The sequence below is a fragment of the Nannocystis bainbridge genome (assembly GCF_028368995.1).
Lineage (GTDB): Bacteria > Myxococcota_A > Polyangia > Nannocystales > Nannocystaceae > Nannocystis > Nannocystis bainbridge.
On sequence record NZ_JAQNDL010000003.1, the window covers coordinates 1,847,383 to 1,864,908 of the forward strand.

Below are 17,526 nucleotides of genomic sequence, written 5' to 3' on the forward strand. Positions count from 1 at the left end.
CGCGTAGATGTTCAAGAATTGGCTCCTGTCTCGAGAGCCCGCGAGTCCCCAAGGCTCGCGGGCTTCGACCTGTGTCGTGGAGACGTCGGGGAGACGCTCCAGGTCCACGCAAAGCCGCTCGGGCTGTCGGCACTCATCCAGCCGGGGCCCGGATCGTCTCCGCAAGCCTGTCGAGAGCGCCCTCGACCTCGCTCCAGGGCGCGCCGAGATCGAGCCCCTGTGTGGCGATCGCGTTGGCTCGATCATGCGTTAGGTGCTCCTGGATCCCCGCCGGGCGATCGGGAAACACCAACATCGCTCGTTGGACGCCGTAGCGACGCGCGTAGGCGAGGGCTTGAAAGGCGTCGTCCGACGCTGGCGCGCCACCGCGCCGGAGCTTGTACTTGGCGTCGATCACAGCCATCGCCTGGTCGTCGCGATACACGACGATGTCCGGCCGGATCTCTATCACCGCCGCCGTGTCCAGGCTGGTCCGTTCTTGCAGCGAGACCCGCCACGGCGGCCCCAGGCGCGCGCGGAGCGACGCCGACACGAAGCGCTCGAACAGCGGGGCCATCTCCACCACGAAGCTCGCGCCGGGCGCAGCGCCGTCGCCCAGCCCGAGCGCCGTGCCCTCGAGGATCAGCCGGCACAACGCGTGCACAGGCCGATACGGCTCGGTGAAGCGGTCATAGCGAAACTGGGCGATCTCGGGGGGGCGCAGCCGTGAGAGCGGTAAAGAGGCGAGGCGGTGACGCAGCTGCGACAGACGAACGGCGAGCGCCGGGCTGCGGCTGCGGCAGATCTCGGTGGTCTGCCTCAGTACGCCGTTAAACAGGGTATCGAACGTGTATTCCTCGTGACGGCAGCTGAGCTCCGTGACGAGCGCTTCGGGACGGCGCAGGTGGACCGGGAGGTCGAGGCGGCCGCGCAACGCGGCTAGCCGCTCGTGATGTTCGACGTAGTCACGCCGTAGACCGGCGGCGACGAGGGCCTCGGCGCGGCTCACGAACGCAGCGACGAGCAGGTCAGGCAGCGCGCCCTCGCCGAGCGTGGTTACGGGTTCAAGCAGGCGAGGCAACTCGGAGGCGGCGGCGAGCATCCGACACAGGTTGGCCACGGGGTACTTCGGGAGCAGCTCCAGCGTACCCTCGTGCAGCTCCAGGCGCCCGACGACGCCCTTGGGGCTCACGATCCACCGGCCTCCCGCGGCCGGGCGGACATCGACGAGGCGACCCAACTCGGCTAGGCGGCGCAGGGAGCTCTCCGAAAGCAACAGCGGCGCGCTGGGCGTCCATTCACGCAACCGAGCCAGCGTGCTCATCGCCCGCGCCCTATAACCCACTGACCAGGCGCGGCTCTACGAAGGCCTCGTAGTCGAACGCGCGGTGCAATTCTTCGCGCCCGTGCAGCAGCTCCTCGACCAGGGGGACGACGCTCGCGCGCCAGATCAACGCCAGGGCGTCCTCATCGAGACCAGGCCGCATAAAGTGACTGTGTCCGATCAGGCGCTCACGGCTCACTCCGTGGCGCCTAAGCTCTAGATTGAGCGCCCGCATCACGGCCGCGACGGACTTCATGCGCGGCGCGTGACGATCGAGCCAGCGCTCGAGCCGTTCGGGCTCGGGCTCGAGCTTGAAGAAGTGGAAGCGCCTCCGCAGCGCCATGTCCAGCGGGGCGATCGATTGGTCCGCGGTGTTCATGGTGCCCAAGAGCACGAGGTTATGCGGCACCCGCAAGACGCGCCGCGACTGCGACAGCGTGACGGGCTCGCCGCGCCGCTCAAGGGCGAACAGCAGCTCTCCGAAGATGCGGGGGAGGTTGCCGCGGTTGATCTCGTCGATCACGAGCACGTGCTCTCGCCCGAGATCGCTAGCCGCGCGCTCACAGAAGTTCAGGAACACGCCCGGGACCACCGGATAGGTCATCTGCCCGCCTACGGGGGTCGGGCGGATGCCTTCGATGAAATCCTCGTAGCCGTAGCTGGGATGGAATTGCACGACCTCGATCCGTGAGCGGTCGCCGCCGCTGCGCAGGCGGGCGAGGCGCTCGGCGATCCATGTCTTCCCCGTACCGGGGGGGCCGCAGAGCATGAGCTGTGACCGGTCATGCAGGAGGCGCTCCAGATCTGTCAGGTCGGCGTCCTCAAACAGGGTCTCGGCCAAAAACTGCGCGCGGTCGTAGGCTTCGGAGCCCGGGGGCGTCGGGGACTCGGCGTCGTCCGGCGTCGGGTCGGGCGAATCGACGTACTCCGGGTGGTCGGCGAAGTAAGCGACGATGTCCAGCCCGACGACCGGTAACTCGTGCTCCACGACGAGGGCCCGCAAGCGCTCGCACGCGCGGATGTACGAGGGGCCGTCAGTCGGCGCGACGCCGGTCAGGCGCACGTAGCCGCGGGCCAGCATGCCCGACTGCGCGGGGAACCAGCGCTCGGGAGCCTTGCAGTGCAGCACCATGGTCGGGAACGACATCCCGGCGTTGGACAGCGGGGAGTCCCTGCGCAGACGGTCGATGGTCGCGGCCGCGTCCGCGTCCGACTCGCAGGCCCACAAGGTATCGATCCAGTGGTTGGCTGCCTCGGCTTGGTCGACGATCCGGTTGCGCGAATGACCGCCCATCGCTTGGCCGAAGCGGGTCATGCGCTCGCGCCCATTCTCGAGGTCGGTGTTGAAAAGGCGCATCAGCTGGATCAGGTCCTCGGCGGACAACGAGCGCCTGTTGGCCGCGATGAGCTGCCGAGCCTCGGCCAGCGCCCGCTGCCGGACTTTGATTCGCGCGGGCGGAAGGTCTCGTCGAGCGCGTGCGATCACTGCCGTGATGTCCGGCTCCTCGCGGCGTCGAGTAGCCGGACGCGGCAGCGAGCGCCCGAGCTCCGTCTCGAGAGCGCCGAGGAAGCCAGGCGAGTGCGAGCGGTAGAACGAGGTGTCGCGTGACGCCGCCGCGGCGATGAACGCCTGCGAGGCCGCGCGGACCCGGGGCCACAGCGCCGCGACGTCCTCGGCCGGGAGGTAGAGCACCGCCGCCGGGCCGGTGGATTTGAAGGTCCACGTCCCCTTGAGGCGAGGCCCGAGCGCGGTCCGCGTCTCGTCATCGAGCCTGGCCGGATCGACCAAGAGAAACAACATCTCGTGCAAGATCACCCCCACATACACCAAGCCGACGTTGAGGGTTACGCGCTCCGTGAAGAGGGTGACGGCCCACTTGCGGTCCCCGTGTCCGTGAGCCGGTTCGATGAGCTCGGCGAACACTCGCAGGACCTCGATCCTCGACTCGGGATGCGGCAGCAGCCGCGCGACGATCTCGGTCGCCGCCGACGGGTCGTCGCGGTCCTTCGGGCTGGCGCTCGCGCGCTCGTGCTCCGCGACGGCCCCTGCGATGCGAGCTTCGAGCTCCGTCTCCATGGCAGTCATGATTAGCCGATGCGAAGCCCGGCCGTATATCAGGGCCGAAGGGCTGAGCGCTTCCGCGCGGCGCTCGCCGATGCGCGAACCTGGGCTCTTGCAGAAGTGCCCGGCCCTGTGAGCCCCGCCCGACCATGGCCGAGGCCGACCTCCGCGGCGGCACTGTCCCGCGGCGAGGGCTGATCGTCCCGAGCGACCCGAACTCGCCTGGTCATTCGGGGGGCGAATGCCGGGGCGAGAGACCCCCCCGATGAAGATCGCGTCAGAGCGCGACGCGAGGAGTGGTAGAGTCGGTATGGAGATCGAGGTGAGCGCGGAGCTTTCGTTCCCCTGGACGCAGCAGAACGGCCTGGCGGCGATCCTGGACGACGGCCAGTTGTGGGCCATGGTGCTCACGTTCGGCACCGCTCCGCAGCGCGTCCAGGACCTGCGCAAGGGCCTGAAGCAGTTGATGAAGCGTATCCGGCGCGGACGCATTGACGTCTCGGACGACGCGAGCTTCGGTCGCGCGATCGCCATGTCGCTTCGCTCCGCCCGCGATCGCCAGCGCCTCACCGACGAGATGTCGCGGGCCCACGCCGGGTCGCTGACCGACTTTCTCGGACGTCAACTGCTGGCGTGGCTGCTGTCGGACGCGCACCGCCACGACATGCTCGGGGCGATCGGCGATGAGCCGGCGCAGGTTGAGCAGGTCCTGCGCGCCGGGTCTATGGATGCCCGGCTGTGGCCCGTCGCCTGCTTCGCGGCCGCGCGGGCGCTGCTCGAGCCCTCGCGCGGGCGCGACTGGGCCGACGCGCTGCTCGCGGCGCATCCGCAGTTCGCGAAGTTCGTCGCGGCGGGGCAATCCGACGAGGACGGCGATGTCGGCGATGCCGCAGTCGATGATCCTCCGATCCAGGAGCCGGCGGTGCCGGCGGCGAGCGAGCCGGTCGAGGAGCGCGACGAGCGAGTGGAGGCGCTGCAGCGGCTGCTGCAGCGGTACAGCGAGTGGACGACGCGGATGTCGCCGGCGGAGCTCGAGCGCGCGCTCGAGTTGCTCGCCGGACTCGCCGAGGGCCCGCGCAGCGCCTTGCGCGACCTCGAGGCGGCCAGACAACGTTTGCAGAGGCAGATCGACGATCTGCCCGACCACCCGATTCTGCAGCTGCTGCGGCACGAGCTCCCCGGCGCGACAACGCAGCAGAGCTCGCTCGCCGCGCTGCGGGTGGGAATCGAGCGGCGCGCGGCGGCGCTCGCCAACGTGCGGCAGGCTGCCGACCGTATCGAGGTGCTGTGCGAGCGCCTCGCCGTCGAGCCGGAGTGGCCGACGATCCCGGGCGGCGTGCTCGACAGTCCGATCGACGAGCGGATCGCGGCACTCGAGCGGATCCTCGACGAGCTCGGCGGCGAACTACAGGCGAGGCTCGCGCGGGTCGACGCCGAGGAAGAGGCCGCCGACAGGTTGCTGTCCGAGTGGTCGCAGCTCGACCGCGGCGGCGAGCTGGCGCTCGATCTCGACGCCGAGCTCGCGCCGGCCCTGCACCTGTTGTTGCAGGGATGCTTGCGTACTCACCGACGCGAGCGGCTCGCGCCGCTCGTCGCCGATCGGAGGCTTCTGGTCGTGCTGTTCGCCGTGCTGGCGGCACGCGACCGCCCGGCGGCGTGCTCGTTGCTCGTCGAGCTGGCGCACGGGCTTCGCGCGGAGCTAGTCGCGCCGCTGCTCGCAGCGCTCGATGACGCCACTCTCCACGAACTCGCGGCTGATCCGAAGCTGCCGGTCGAACTCGGCGAGCGGCTGTTCTCGCTGGCGCTGACCTCGGGGCGCGGCGATCTGCTCGCGGAGCTCGCGCCGCACTTCCACGGCGAGCCGGCGATCACTGAACTGTTCCACGCGGTGCGCTTGCAGGCGCGCACGCGCGACCTCGCCGACATCGCGCGGCGGCTGGTGCAGCTCGCCCATGAGGTGTCGAAAGCCGCCAGCGATGATTCGCAGCAGCGGGTGCGCGAGCTGAAGCAGAACGTGATCGATCGATTGACGCTGCCACCGGGGATGACGCGGCTGCATCAGGAGCTGCGGGGATACGCGCAGCAGATCGTGCGTCGGGCGTTGAAGGTCGATGTCGAGGGCGACCATGCGGCGGCGGCGCTGACGGCGTTCACGCGAATCGGCACGCTCGACCACATGGTCCAAGTGGCGATCGATCAGCTCGATCCGGTGTCGGTGCGCAACCTCACCGAGATCCACCGCAAGAACACGCGTACGTTCCTCGCGGAGATCGAGCGCGACCTGCGGGCGTGGGTGACCGCGGCGACGCCCGCACCGGGCGATTCGTTGGCACCGGCGGTGCGCGGGCTGGCGGCCGCCGGGCGCCCGCGCGGCGAGGCGTTTCTCGGAGCGCTGCGGCGTCTGGGCGACGAGCCAACGATCCAGGCGCTGCTCGCCGGACCAGAGCTTGCCGACCCCGAGGGCGAGATCGAACCTGTCCATACAGCCAGCTTTATCGCGCTGTGCGACGGCCGGCCGGTAACGGCCGAGCTGTATGTCGCCGACCGCCTGCGGGTCGTGCTCGGGCGCGGGCCGGGGAGCAGCGCTGAGGCGGTCGACGAGCTGCTGCGCCGGCGCGTGCTGCACGCAGCTCGACTGGCGGCGGGCGACGATCCGGAGCTCCTGCGACGGGTCGACGCATCGGCCCAGCAGCGGCGCGAGGGGATCTTGCGCGAGCACGAGGGGTCGCTCGCCGAGGCCCGCGGCAGCGCACCGGACAGCGAGGAGATCGCCGTCCGCCTGCAGCTGTTCGAGGAGGCGCTAGGCGCCGAGGACTTCGAGAACGCCGAGTCGCTGGTGCGCGAGCTCGCCGACGATCTGCAGCGGCACCGGCTGCTGCAAGATCCCGAGCGGCGCTACGCGCTCGACTTCCTGCGCGACGCCGGCGGGTCGCCGGCGATCGACGAGCCGCTCGAGCAGCTGCAAGCGCGTGTCGGTGCGGTGCGGACCGCCAATGCGAGCCGGCGGATGCACATCGACTTCTTGCTGCACGCCTGTGACGACCCAGCCCTCGGCGCCGCGGTGCAGCCTCACTTCGCCCCGCTGGCGCGCCGGCTCGACCGGCTCTCGCACTGGCCGTCGGACAAGCTGGCGGAGAAGCTGGCCGACTCGATCCACGAGGTGAGCCGCTATCTGTTGACGCAGGTGACCTATCGAGCCGAACAACCGGAGACCGTCGATCATTTGCTCGAGGCGCTGCCGCGCTACGTCACAGACCGGCTGCAGACGCTAGTCGATGAGCGCGCGGCCGACCCGCTCGCTGAGCTGGTCGGTCTAATCCGCGCGTACCACCAGCCGAGCCGGATCCTGCAGTTCGTCGCGCCGCCGCGCCTGCCGAGCGTCGAGGCGGTTCGACCGGCCGCCCGCGCGCCACGGCAGGCCGTGTCGATCCAACGCGAGTCGGGCGGCGACGAGCTCGCGGCGCACATCCGGCGCTACCTCGCGCGCCTCGTCGAGCAGACGCCCGATCCGCGGGCGGATGGGCCGCGCACGGTCGACGAGGCGGTGCGCGCGAAGGACTGGCCAGCGCTGCGCCGGATCGCTGCCGGGCTTGTGCGCGCGCACGGCAGCGCGCCCGGGCAGAGCTCGCGGCTTCCGGTCGCCGAGGGGGTGTTCGCGTTCGCGCGCGCCCGCGAGAGCCTTACCGACCGCCCGACACCCGATGTCACGCTGATCTACGAGGTCGTCGCAGTGTTCTGGGCCAAGAGCGACCTGCAGCAGTTCGACCTCGCAGGCGAACTCGACCTGTTGATCGTCGAGGCGCTCGACGACTCCGCGAAGCGGAGCGGCGCCGACCTCGGGGCGCGCGGCGCCGCGCTGATCGCCGAGGTCGTCGCGGCGCGTCGCGACGACCCGAAGTACGCGTGGTCCGTCGAGCTGATGTGGGCGGCGGCCCAGGTGCAGGACCGCGACGTCCCGGCGAGCGCGCGGATCGCCGAGACGCTGTGGGAGCTGCTCAAGCCCCAGAACAACCCGAATCCACGCGCCGACCTGCTGCACTGGCTGTACCGGCTGCGCTGCGAGGAGGCGCTGCGGCAGCTCGCCAACCAGTCGCCGAACCCGAGCTTCGCGGTGCAGTGCATCCACGCGTTCACGCGGGCGGAGTCGGACCCGGACGTGCGGGCGCGTGCGCTGCAGATGTCGGCGGCTTTCCGCGAGCAGACGGCGCGGCGCAAGAACCGGCAGCCGTGGATCTTGTTGTTCTTGCGGCTCGAGTCGACGAGCGCGCAGGTCGACGTCGACGTGGCGCCGGTCGAGGTACAGGCGCTCGACCGCGTCGTGCAGGATCGCCACGGCGAGTTCGACCTCGCGGTGCTCGTCGAAGCGCGGCTGTCGGCCGACCCACCAGAGGCGCTCGCGTTGCGCTTCTTCGACGAGCCCGTGATCGAGCTGATCAGCGGCGACGACGACCTGCTGACCGCGCGGACGATTCACGCCAGGCTGCCGCTGCCGCCGCGGATCCGCGGCGGCGATCTGCTCGCCGTGCCGTTCACGATCACCGGGCGCACGTTCGGCGGGCGGACGTTCGAGGCGCGCGGGTCGCTCGACCTCGAGCTCGCGGGCGAGGCGACGAATCCGGTGCGCCGCGAGGAGGTCCTCGGCGCCTGGCCTGGCGCATCGGGCAGGCCGGTCCAGCACGACGAGGGCTTCTTCGGCCGCGAGGACGAGATCCGCCAGATTGATCTGCGGCTGCGCAGCGACCGTGGGCAGGGCAGCTTGATGCTGTTCGGCCAGCGCCGGGTCGGCAAGACATCGCTGCTGCTCGAGATGGTGCGGCTCTTGCCGCCGCGGCCAGGGCACGTCGCGGGGGTGTTCCTCGACGTGTCGAACCTCGACCTGCCGGACAACATGTCGATGTCGCAGCGGTTCTTCGCGGCGATCGTGCACGCGCTCGGAGACCCGCGCAACGCGGCGGTGCGCGAGCAGCTGGACGTCGAGGAGCGCAACATCCACCGGCTGTTCCGCGGCATCGACGCGTCGCTGTCGCTGTACACCGCACTGCACTCGCTTCGCGACCGCCTGCGCGAGCGATCGGGCGAGCGGATCTGCCGGCTCGCGTTCTTCGTCGACGAGTTCGACCGCTTCGTCGAGCCGCTGCTGCTCGGACACGAGGAGCAGGTCGACCGCATGATGTGGGACCTACGGCAGATCGTGCAGCAGTCGCGCGACATCTCGCTCGTGCTAGCCGGCTCGGGCTTGCAGAAGATGTTGACGCGCGACTACAGCCGGCCGCTGCACGGCAGCATCGACCAGATCGAGATCCGGCCGTTCGTCTGGGAGCGCGACCGCGAAGCGATCCTCGCCACATTCCTGCCGGAGTCGATCCGCGGGCGGCTGTGCCGGCCCGAGAACATCGACGCCGTCGCCCGCCACGCGGCAACTTTGTGCGGTGGCCACCCGTACTTTCTCGCGTTGGTCGGCCAGGCGGCGGGGCTGTCGGCCGACGGGCGCAGCGTCAACGTCCCGGTTGTTAACGACGCCGCGCGCCGGCTGATCGCCTCGAGCCTGCCCGAGCTCGTTCGGATCGACGAGCAGGTGTTTTACTCGCATATCTTCGACACGCTCAAGCGCGTGCCGGTGCGCGAGCGGTTGCTAGCGCAGATCCTACTCGTGCACATCGCGGTGCGTACCACCGAGACCGACCGCTGGCTCAACCTCGGTGACGCGCTCGAGGTGCCCGACCTGCTGCGGATCACCCGCGAGGCCGACCGCGAGCGCGCGCTACGGCTGCTCCTCGACGAGGGGGCGGTCGCGCAGGATCCAGCGCAACGGGTGCGAATCACCGTGCCTGTCACGGCGCTCGCGCTGCGACGCGGTGCGGCGCGCCTACGTCACGAGGCGCTCCAGCGGCTCTCCGCGTCGACTGGCGGACCGTCATGACCATAATCCAGACCCTCGACCTCGAACCTCTCGTCGCTGACGTCGTCGCTGACGTCCTGCACTCGACCGCGCCGGGCAGCGTCAATGTCGTCGTGCCGCCGGGCTTCGGCGACCGCATCGTTGGTTCGGCGATCGTCGAGCGGCTGCGCGAGGCCGCCGGTGGAGTGCCGGTCGCCGAGCTGACGATGGACGAGATCCCCGACGTCCGCACGTTCATCGCCCGCCTCGCCGCCGGGCTGTGTCGCCCGTTTGCGGCCGACGCCGCCGACTCCGACCTCGCGCTCAAGAGCTTGCTGCGTGCCGGCGAGCACCCAGCGATCTACGTTCTGCGCCGCTTCCACTGCACGCTCGACACGCTACCGCCGTGGATGCTCGCGTGCCTGCGTACCGCCGAGGAGGACAACCTCGCGCGCGCCGTGGTGATGGCCCCGGCCTCGCACCGCCGGCTCAAGCGACGGTGGGAGAAGAAAGGCCACCCCATGATCGCCAGCGACTACGGGAACAGCCATGACAAGCGGATCGTCCGCCTGCGTGGCGCAGCTGCGATCGCCACGCTACGCCCAAAGTCGGTGCCGCCCCACGTGTATGCGTACGCGCTCAAGCTGACCGGCGGTTATCCCGAAGTGCTGGCGCGGGTGCTTGGCGCGTGGGAGCGCGGAGGCGCTTCGATCAAGCTCGACCGCGTCTTGCAGCAGAAGCTGTGCGCGGAGGCGCTCGCCGGGCTCGTGCGGTTCGCCGAGTGGCTCGACCACGATGACGACGCGTTCTTTCAAGGCAAGGTGATCGACGTGTATCACCGCTTCGACCGCGACGACGCGGTCGAAGCGGTGCGGCAGCACGAGTTGCACGAGCTGATCCTCGACGGCGACGAGCTGCGGGCCGGGTCGCTCGGGCCGGCCGCGCTCCAGTGTCAGCGCGAGGCGCTGCTGCGCGAGGACCCGAACGGTCAGCGGCGGGCGCGGGTGCGCGCGCGGCAGCTGTATCTTCGTGCTGACTACTCAGAGGTGCTGCGGCTGCTCGCCGACGAACCGCGGCCGGCCGCGGCGACCGAGCTGCTGCGCCACCACGCGACGATCATGCACCTCCTCACCGACGTCGAACCGGGCCTTGACACCGACTGGCCGGCGCTGCTCAAGGCGATCGGCGAGGCGCAGCGCTGGCTCGATCGCAACGCCGAGGTCGATGAGACCGGCCAGCTGCGCCGCCGGTACGCCGACCTGTCGCAGATCGCGCGGACCATCCACGGCATTTCCGACGTGCGCATCGTCGACCGCCTCGGCGAGCCGGTCGCCGACGACGGCTTCGACCACGACCGCGTCCGCGCGGCGCTGTTCCTGCTGACGCTCCACTTCGACGGCGCCAACCGGCGCCGCGGCCCCGCCGGCGCGCTGCGCGACGGGCTCGCGCTGCCCGAACAGCTGCTGCGCGTGTGGGCACGCTGGCAGCTCGGGCTGGACTACTACCGCGCGCCGGTGCTCGACCCGGCGATCGTCGCCGCGTTGACGCAGGTGTGGGACAAGCCCGACAGCCCGCTGAAGCTGCCGACCGTCGGCGAGTCCTTCCCCAGCTTGTGGAGCTTCGCGCTGTACGCCGGCGCGCTGCTCGACGCGCGCGCGCTCGGCGAGCGCGCGCCCGAACGCAGCGCGCAGGAACTGATGAAGTCGCTGCAGTTCCTGGTCGCCCGCAACGACCCAGCACATGCACTGGCGACCGCGAAACGTGCCCTTCGGGACAGGTACCTCGAGCTGTGCGACCGCTGGCTCACCGCGGTTTTCGCCGTTGCACCCGCCGTCGGCGACCTCACCCGCGGTGAGCTACTGCGGATCCTCCTACCGCTGCCGCTGCTCGAGGATGGGTCGCTCGACTGGTCGCCGGCCGTCAGCGACGGCCGCTAAACGATGCACTTCGCGCGGAGGGAGATGTCAGACAGCATCGCGTGGTGAGTCGGGGTTGGTTGCTTCGCGGCTCGTCATGTTGCCTTGCTCTCCAGTTGCGCCCAGAGGGCGCCGATGACTTCGCGGCCGCCGAGTTGGTCGCCGACGAAGGTCTCCAGCAGCTCCCATTCGGGCTGGTGGGCACGGGCCTTGACGAGCTCGTCCCAGGTGTCGAAGTCCTGCACTGCAGTTGCGAAGATCAGGCCGACGCCGACCCGCATAGCCTCCTCCTTCATCATCTCGCTACGTTCCTCGTCCTGGTACTGCTCCTCCGTAACATGGAAGAAGGCGTAAGAATGGGTCGAGAAGCGCCGATGCACCGACGCTTCGTGGATCCCGCGCATGTCGAAATTAGAAGACAGCTTGGCCTCGAAGGTGATGACCTCGAGGATGTCATGGTTGATGAGCGGAAAATGCTTGATTCCAATAACGACGGCGTCGGGGCGGCTCCACTTGCCGGTCTTCTTGCAGGAGGCGAGTGTTGCCGATGCTCCGGCCGGTGGGGACGAGATGGAGGAAAGCTTGTTGCTCGGGGGTCAGGGCCATGGTGCGGGTTTCGAGTCAGGGGAGGTTGTAACGGGCATCGATCGAAAGTTGTGGTTCTTCGGCGCCTGCCCCAGCATCCCTTCCCAGCCGATCATGGAGCGCAAGCAGGAGCTCGGCGTCGAGGGCGGCGTAGCGGAGTTGCTCTTTGGAAAGGGGGCGGCGGCCCCACTCGGAGGTCTGTGCGGATTTGTCGACCTGGAGGCCGAGCTCGCGCTCGCAGACCACGGCAAGGCTGTGTCCGCCGAGGATCTTCGATCCTCGGACACGGCGGGATACCTCCATGGTGTCGAAGACGCCCTGGAGCGGGACACCGACCCGGCCGAGGACGCGGCGCTCGAAGCGGGCGTTGTGGATGACCTTGCGGGGGCGCGGGGCGTCGAAGACGGCTTGCAGGGGGCCGAGCTCGCCGACAGCGAAGGGGTCGATCAGGTATGTCCGGGTTCGGGTGGCAACCTGGATGAGGCAGAGGGTGCCGAAGTCGAGCGCCGTCTCGACATCGAGGCCAAGCACCTCCTCGGTGCGGAGCACGTCGCAGACGGTGCGCAGGGCGGCGGGCGTGTCGACCCAATGAACTTCGTTTTTGGGGGCGACGCTCGTCGGTTCGGTGGGAAGCCGCAGCTCGAGCGCGATGGGGCGACTCGGTTCGATGTCCACCAGGCGGGCGCCAAGCGGTCGTGTGAGCGCGCGAGCGCCTTCAACGGTGATGCCACCGAGGAACTGGAGTGCCCCCGCGAGGTCGAGCAGCCGCTCGGCGAGGAGACGGTCCTCGGCGTCCTCGGGCAGGCAGGGCTGGAACTTACTGACTATGCCGCGGGCCATGCCGCGGGCGGCGTTGGCGGCGGTCCTCTCCCAATTGACCTCGGCGAGCTCGCGCACTGCTTCGCGCGCGAGGGCGAGCGGGAGGTCTTTACAGCGCATGGAGAGATTGCCTGCGACCCAGCGCTTGCCGGACTTCGCCTCGAGGCCGGCGGCGAGGAGTCGGTTGACGGCGCCGCCGGCGAAGGTATGCCAAAGGACGCCGTCGGGCAGTTCTTCGAGCGGAGCGCTGCCCTCGGCGAGGATACCGGCGTAGGAACCGCGGAGCATCTGCAGTTCCTGGGCCGCCGCTTTCGTGAGCCAGGCGTCCTCCTCGCCCGCGCGCGCGAGCACGTCGCGCATCGCCTGGCAGAGCTGCATCGATAGCGTGCCTGGGAGCCCGAGCCAGCTCGGGACACGGCCGTGCTCGGCCGGCCGGACGTGCAAGACTCCCTTGGACCAGTCGACCGAGCCGACCTCCCACGCGCGCCCCGAGAGCCGGAAGCACAGCGGCCCCTGCTGGTGGTCGTGCATCGAGACGAAGAGCGCCTGGATATAGCCGACGTCGTCCTTGCCATGCTGGATGCGCATCACCGGCGGGGCGGTGAATACGGCATAAAGCTCGAAGAAGTTACGGCGGCCGTAGAGCTTCTCGCCGCGCTGGCCGAGCGACAGCAGGCCGTCCGATTCGTAGAGGATGTCGCGCTGGAGCATCGTGTCGACGAGCTCGTGTAGGCGCTCTGGGTGGACGCTCGAGAACGGATAGGCGGCTTCGATCCACGGCAGCAGCTGGTGGCGCGAGATGCCGCCCTCCTGCAGGACGAGCGCCATCACCTGATGCGCGAGCACGTGCATCGCTTGCGACGCGGGCTTCACGTCCTCGACCCAGCCCGATTGGGCGAGGCGCAACAGCGCGACCGACTGCAGGAGGGACTCTGGGCTCAGGCAGAAGAAGGTACAGTTGGCGCGGGTGTTGGCACGGCGGCCGGTGCGCCCGAGGCGCTGGAGGAACGAGGCGACCGAGCCCGGGGCGTCGACCTGAATCACCTGATCGAGGTCGCCCACGTCGATCCCGAGCTCCATCGTCGACGTGCAGACGATCGCGGTGTTCTGACCGCGGGCGAACTGCTCCTCGGCGAGCGCCCGGTCGGCACGGCTGACGGAGCTGTGATGAATGAACACCTCGACGCCTGAGCCGCCGAGGGCCTGGGCCACGCGCTCGGCCTTCGAGCGGCTCTCGACGAACACGAGGCTCTTCTTGTCGCGAGCGATCTGGGCGATGCCGAGGGCGGCGTGGCCGATGTCCTCGCAGTGCTCGACGCGGAGCTGCCGCTCGGCCGGGGGGCGCGGCGGGTCGACGAGCCGGAACGGGCGCCGGCTCGAGCCCTGGAGCCACTCGCCTATCACGAGCGGATTGCCGACCGTCGCGGACAGGCCGATCCGCTGGATGTCGCGCCCGCAGAACGCGCCGAGGCGCTCGAGCAGGGCGGCTAGGTGAGCGCCGCGGTCGTCGCCGGCGAAGGCGTGAACCTCGTCGATCACGACGGCGGACAGGCCCCGGAAGAGCGCGCGGGCGTCGGTGCGCTCGCTGATCATCATCACCTCGAGCGACTCGGGAGTCGTCATCAAGATGTGCGCGGGGGCGTCACGGAAGCGGTGCTTGCGAGCGTCGCCAACGTCGCCGTGCCACTTGAAGACCTCGAGGCCGACCATGCGCGCGTAGCTGGTGAGCCGCTCCTCCTGATTGTTGAGGAGAGCGCGGATCGGGCACACGTACAGGACCGAGACGGGTTGGAGGTTCTCGCTGAGGATCCGCGAGAGCAGCGGGAAGATCGCCGCTTCGGTCTTGCCGCCGGCGGTCGGGGCGAGCACCACCGCGTTGCAGCCGTCGAGCACGGCGTCAATCGTCAGTTCCTGGACCGGGCGCAGCGAGCGCCAGCCGAGATCGTGGACGATCGCGTGCTGGAGGTGAGGATGAAGGCGGTCGATGCCGGGCATCAGCTATTGGACATCCTGTGATCGGGCTGACGAACCAGGACCAGGCTCATCGTCGGTCCTGGCGTCAGAGGTAGCGCTTCCCTGGGCTTGCTGGTCGTGGACCTTCATATTGTTGTGTGTGGGCGCTTCAAACGAATCGCCGATCGATCTAATTGCCGACAGTGGAATAAAGCCGTCGGGCCATCGTGTGAAAGTGTCGAATCTTACCCGAGCGAGGTCTACGTGAAGGTGGAACACACCTGCGAGACTCGCGCCTTCGAAATTCACACCTTCGAGATTCGCGCCAAAGAGATTTGCTTCTTCAAGGTCGGCGCCTGCGAAATTTGCCTTCTGCAAGTCCGCGTTGGCAAAATTCGCATCAAAGAGGGTTGCGTTACAGAACTTTGCGCCATACAGGTTTGCGTCTTCGAGATCTGCATAAACGAGGTCCGCCTCACAAAGATCCGCACGAAGGAGGTCGGCTCGAATAAACGACACACTGTTGAGATTCGCCCCGTAGAAACTTGCCAGTCTGAGGTTCGCACCCGCGAGATGCGCACCCTTGAGATTTGCCCCCCTGAAATTTGTCCCTTCAAGGCTTGCACCGTCAAGATTCGCGCCTTCGAGGTGCGCGCCTTCGAAATTCGAGCCTTGGCCGACGAGGCCAAGAAGCAGCGACCCCGGTTTCACAATGACAACAGGAGCAAAAAACATCGGAGGTTTCTTTCTTACGATCGTCCACCATGTCGAAATCGTCAAGAGCACCGAGCCGTCTCCGATATCGAAACACTCGTCAAGGCGCTGGGCGAGATGACAGCCGATGGCGAGGGCTGCTTGCCGCACCAGTGTCCGCTGGTCATTGCGGAATGTAGGTCGACCATCGCTCGTGCGGACCGCTTCGTCTTCAACGGTCGCTCGGGCCCAGTCGAGAAGGCGTCGACGATCTTGTTCTCCCCACATGTCGAGACGCTCGCGCAGGAATAATAAGACCCTCGAATCGCTCTCCACGAGCGGGGCACCGGAGATGCCCTCCTCAAGTGCATCAAAATTGTGGCGGCCGGCAGTGAGTAATCGCCGTAACTGCCGCTCCCAGAACCGCGCGGCCGCGAACTCCAGGAACGAACGGTGACCGAAGAAAAATTGTGGACTTCCGCCAGCAAATTGCGCCTGCATGCCAAGCAAGAGTCCGATCCGCACCTGCTCGAGTGTTGACTCAGAGATGCCCAGATCGTTCTCGAGCACAGCCAAGATATGCCAGCGTGACAGGGCCAGACCTGAAAATTCACGCCGCATCGCCTCCCAGGCAACTCGATCCATTAGCAACCGAATTGCTTCAATGGCGGAACGTCGGCCCCCCTCCTCACCCTTCCACGGTGGCAACTCGCCCCGGCTGACCAAGGTCTCACGCGCTCGCTCGGCTGCTTCCTTGATCTGAGGGTGGACTTCGCCGCTGCGCTGGTATTTGCCGGTCGCCAGCGTATCAAAAAACGCTTCGTAGATCTGGACCTGGGGTATAATTCCCTCCTTCCGCGCATAGGTCGGCCACGTCAGCACAAGCATGAAAAGGAGAATCGGAATTTGTGCGAGGTCGGTAAGACCGTGCAATGCGATATTCTCGCGGGTAGGTCCTGCGTTCGGCCAGGCCCACAGCCACTCATCTATCTGCCTCTCGTCAAACCTCTGAAGCTTGACGTGCGGAATCACGTGTTCTCTGCTTTTGGCGTCAAGTTGAGACAACGCCTCGGGCCGCGAGAAAACAATGAAGCGCTGTTCGTCTGAGGCATAATCGAAGAGTTCCCGGAGCAAGTTTCGTGCTTGCTCCGTGTTCATCGCTAATTCGTCCAGGCCGTCCAGAAGGATCACGGCGTGTCCCTCCCGTGGTGGCGCAAACGCAGGATCGTCAACTCTTAGCGAAACCCCGATCGCTTCCGCGCTACGCTTAAGCGCGCGTCGGATAACGTCGTCCAGACTTTGATGGGCTATCGAGCTATCGGCGCAGCGGACATAAATTGGAAAAACCCGCTGACAACTTGGATCAATACTATTAGGATCGAGATACGCTGAAGCCCAACGCCATGCCAGCGTCCGAGCTGTCAATGATTTGCCCATTCCAAAATCGGCGCTAACACACACAACCTTATGTTGGCACAGCAACTCCGCGAGCAACGTGAGCACTGGTCCAGTGCGGGTCCCTTTGCCCAAATCATATTTAGCATTCGGTTCGACATACGACTGCTCGAGCGGCAGATCAGGAATTCCCTCTGAGGTGTCCACTCCGGCGAACACGTGCTTGTGCCGCCATGCGGCTATGTCGGTCACCAAGAGCCGGCGCAATGCTTCGCCGCGCGGCAGGCCGTCAGTCAGTAGGGTGCGCAGTTCAGCGTTGCCGCCGCGGGCCAACACCTCGCGGAAGGCGCGCGTGAAAGCGCGCTCGAACGTTTGTACGTCGCCATCTTGTTCGCGCGGCAGCAGCGGGGGGGCGTCAACGGTGACCGCGGGGTCGGTGAAGGCCGCCCACAGAGCTTGGTACATCGGGCTCGCAGTCGGCGTCTCCAGCCAGGTATCACGCGGCAGCGGAGATGGAGTGGCGCGTCCCAGCAGGTCCAGCGCGAACTTGATCGCAGCTTCGACCTCTTGCAGGCGACCGCGTACCCAGGTGGGGGCAAACCATTTGCCCCACTTGTTCGGGCGGCCAGCCATTTCGCCGCTTCCGCCCCAGTACACCGCGAGCGCCTCCCCGAAACATGCTACGTGAATGGCCCACAGGTGTACGGCTTGCTCGGGCCGAGCGGACGCCGGCGCGAGAGATTTGAAGAGGTCGCTGGCCTTTCCGATTACGTCCGCGCCGAGCCCGAGCAGTTTCGTCAGCCAGCCGAGCCGATCCTGGGTGGGGAACGTGGTCCAGCCGTCCCAGACGGACAATTTGCAGCCGCTTTCCAGCAGCTTGATCGACGACGTGACTAGCGCGAGCGTTACGGGGTCGGCCACG

Annotated in this window: 7 protein-coding genes; 2 read left to right on the forward strand and 5 right to left on the reverse strand. The window is 67.8% G+C overall.

Going from position 1 to position 17,526, the window contains the following annotated elements:
• Positions 1–133: 133 nt before the first annotated feature.
• Both POL25_RS32565 and POL25_RS32570 read right to left on the reverse strand, forming a co-directional pair.
• On the reverse strand, positions 134–1,303 hold the full coding sequence (locus POL25_RS32565) for an McrC family protein (protein ID WP_272090190.1): 1,170 nt from the start codon (positions 1,301–1,303) through the stop codon (positions 134–136).
• A gap of 10 nt (positions 1,304–1,313) precedes the next feature.
• Positions 1,314–3,380, reverse strand: a complete 2,067-nt coding sequence (locus POL25_RS32570; protein ID WP_272090191.1) for an McrB family protein — start codon at positions 3,378–3,380, stop codon at positions 1,314–1,316.
• Positions 3,381–3,687: 307 nt separating this feature from the next.
• Here POL25_RS32570 and POL25_RS44645 point away from each other — a divergent pair, with 307 nt between their 5' ends.
• Complete coding sequence (locus tag POL25_RS44645) at positions 3,688–9,285, forward strand: AAA family ATPase (RefSeq protein WP_272090192.1); 5,598 nt, start codon at positions 3,688–3,690, stop codon at positions 9,283–9,285.
• Positions 9,282–11,180 (forward strand): hypothetical protein, encoded by a 1,899-nt coding sequence (locus POL25_RS32580; RefSeq protein ID WP_272090193.1) that lies wholly within the window; start codon positions 9,282–9,284, stop codon positions 11,178–11,180. The genes POL25_RS44645 and POL25_RS32580 overlap by 4 nt, the downstream gene beginning before the upstream one ends.
• 74 nt (positions 11,181–11,254) lie before the next feature.
• Here POL25_RS32580 and POL25_RS32585 read toward each other — a convergent pair whose 3' ends face one another.
• The 3 genes from POL25_RS32585 to POL25_RS32595 form a co-directional block, all read right to left on the reverse strand.
• Positions 11,255–11,563 carry a hypothetical protein gene (locus POL25_RS32585; RefSeq protein ID WP_272090194.1) on the reverse strand — a complete coding sequence of 103 codons (309 nt, stop codon included), beginning with the start codon at positions 11,561–11,563 and terminating at the stop codon, positions 11,255–11,257.
• A gap of 217 nt (positions 11,564–11,780) precedes the next feature.
• Positions 11,781–14,558, reverse strand: coding sequence for a DEAD/DEAH box helicase (locus POL25_RS32590; RefSeq protein WP_272090195.1), 2,778 nt, complete (start codon positions 14,556–14,558; stop codon positions 11,781–11,783).
• Between the two features lie 3 nt (positions 14,559–14,561).
• Complete coding sequence (locus tag POL25_RS32595) at positions 14,562–17,525, reverse strand: pentapeptide repeat-containing protein (RefSeq protein ID WP_272090196.1); 2,964 nt, start codon at positions 17,523–17,525, stop codon at positions 14,562–14,564.
• Between the last annotated feature and the right edge of the window lies 1 nt (position 17,526).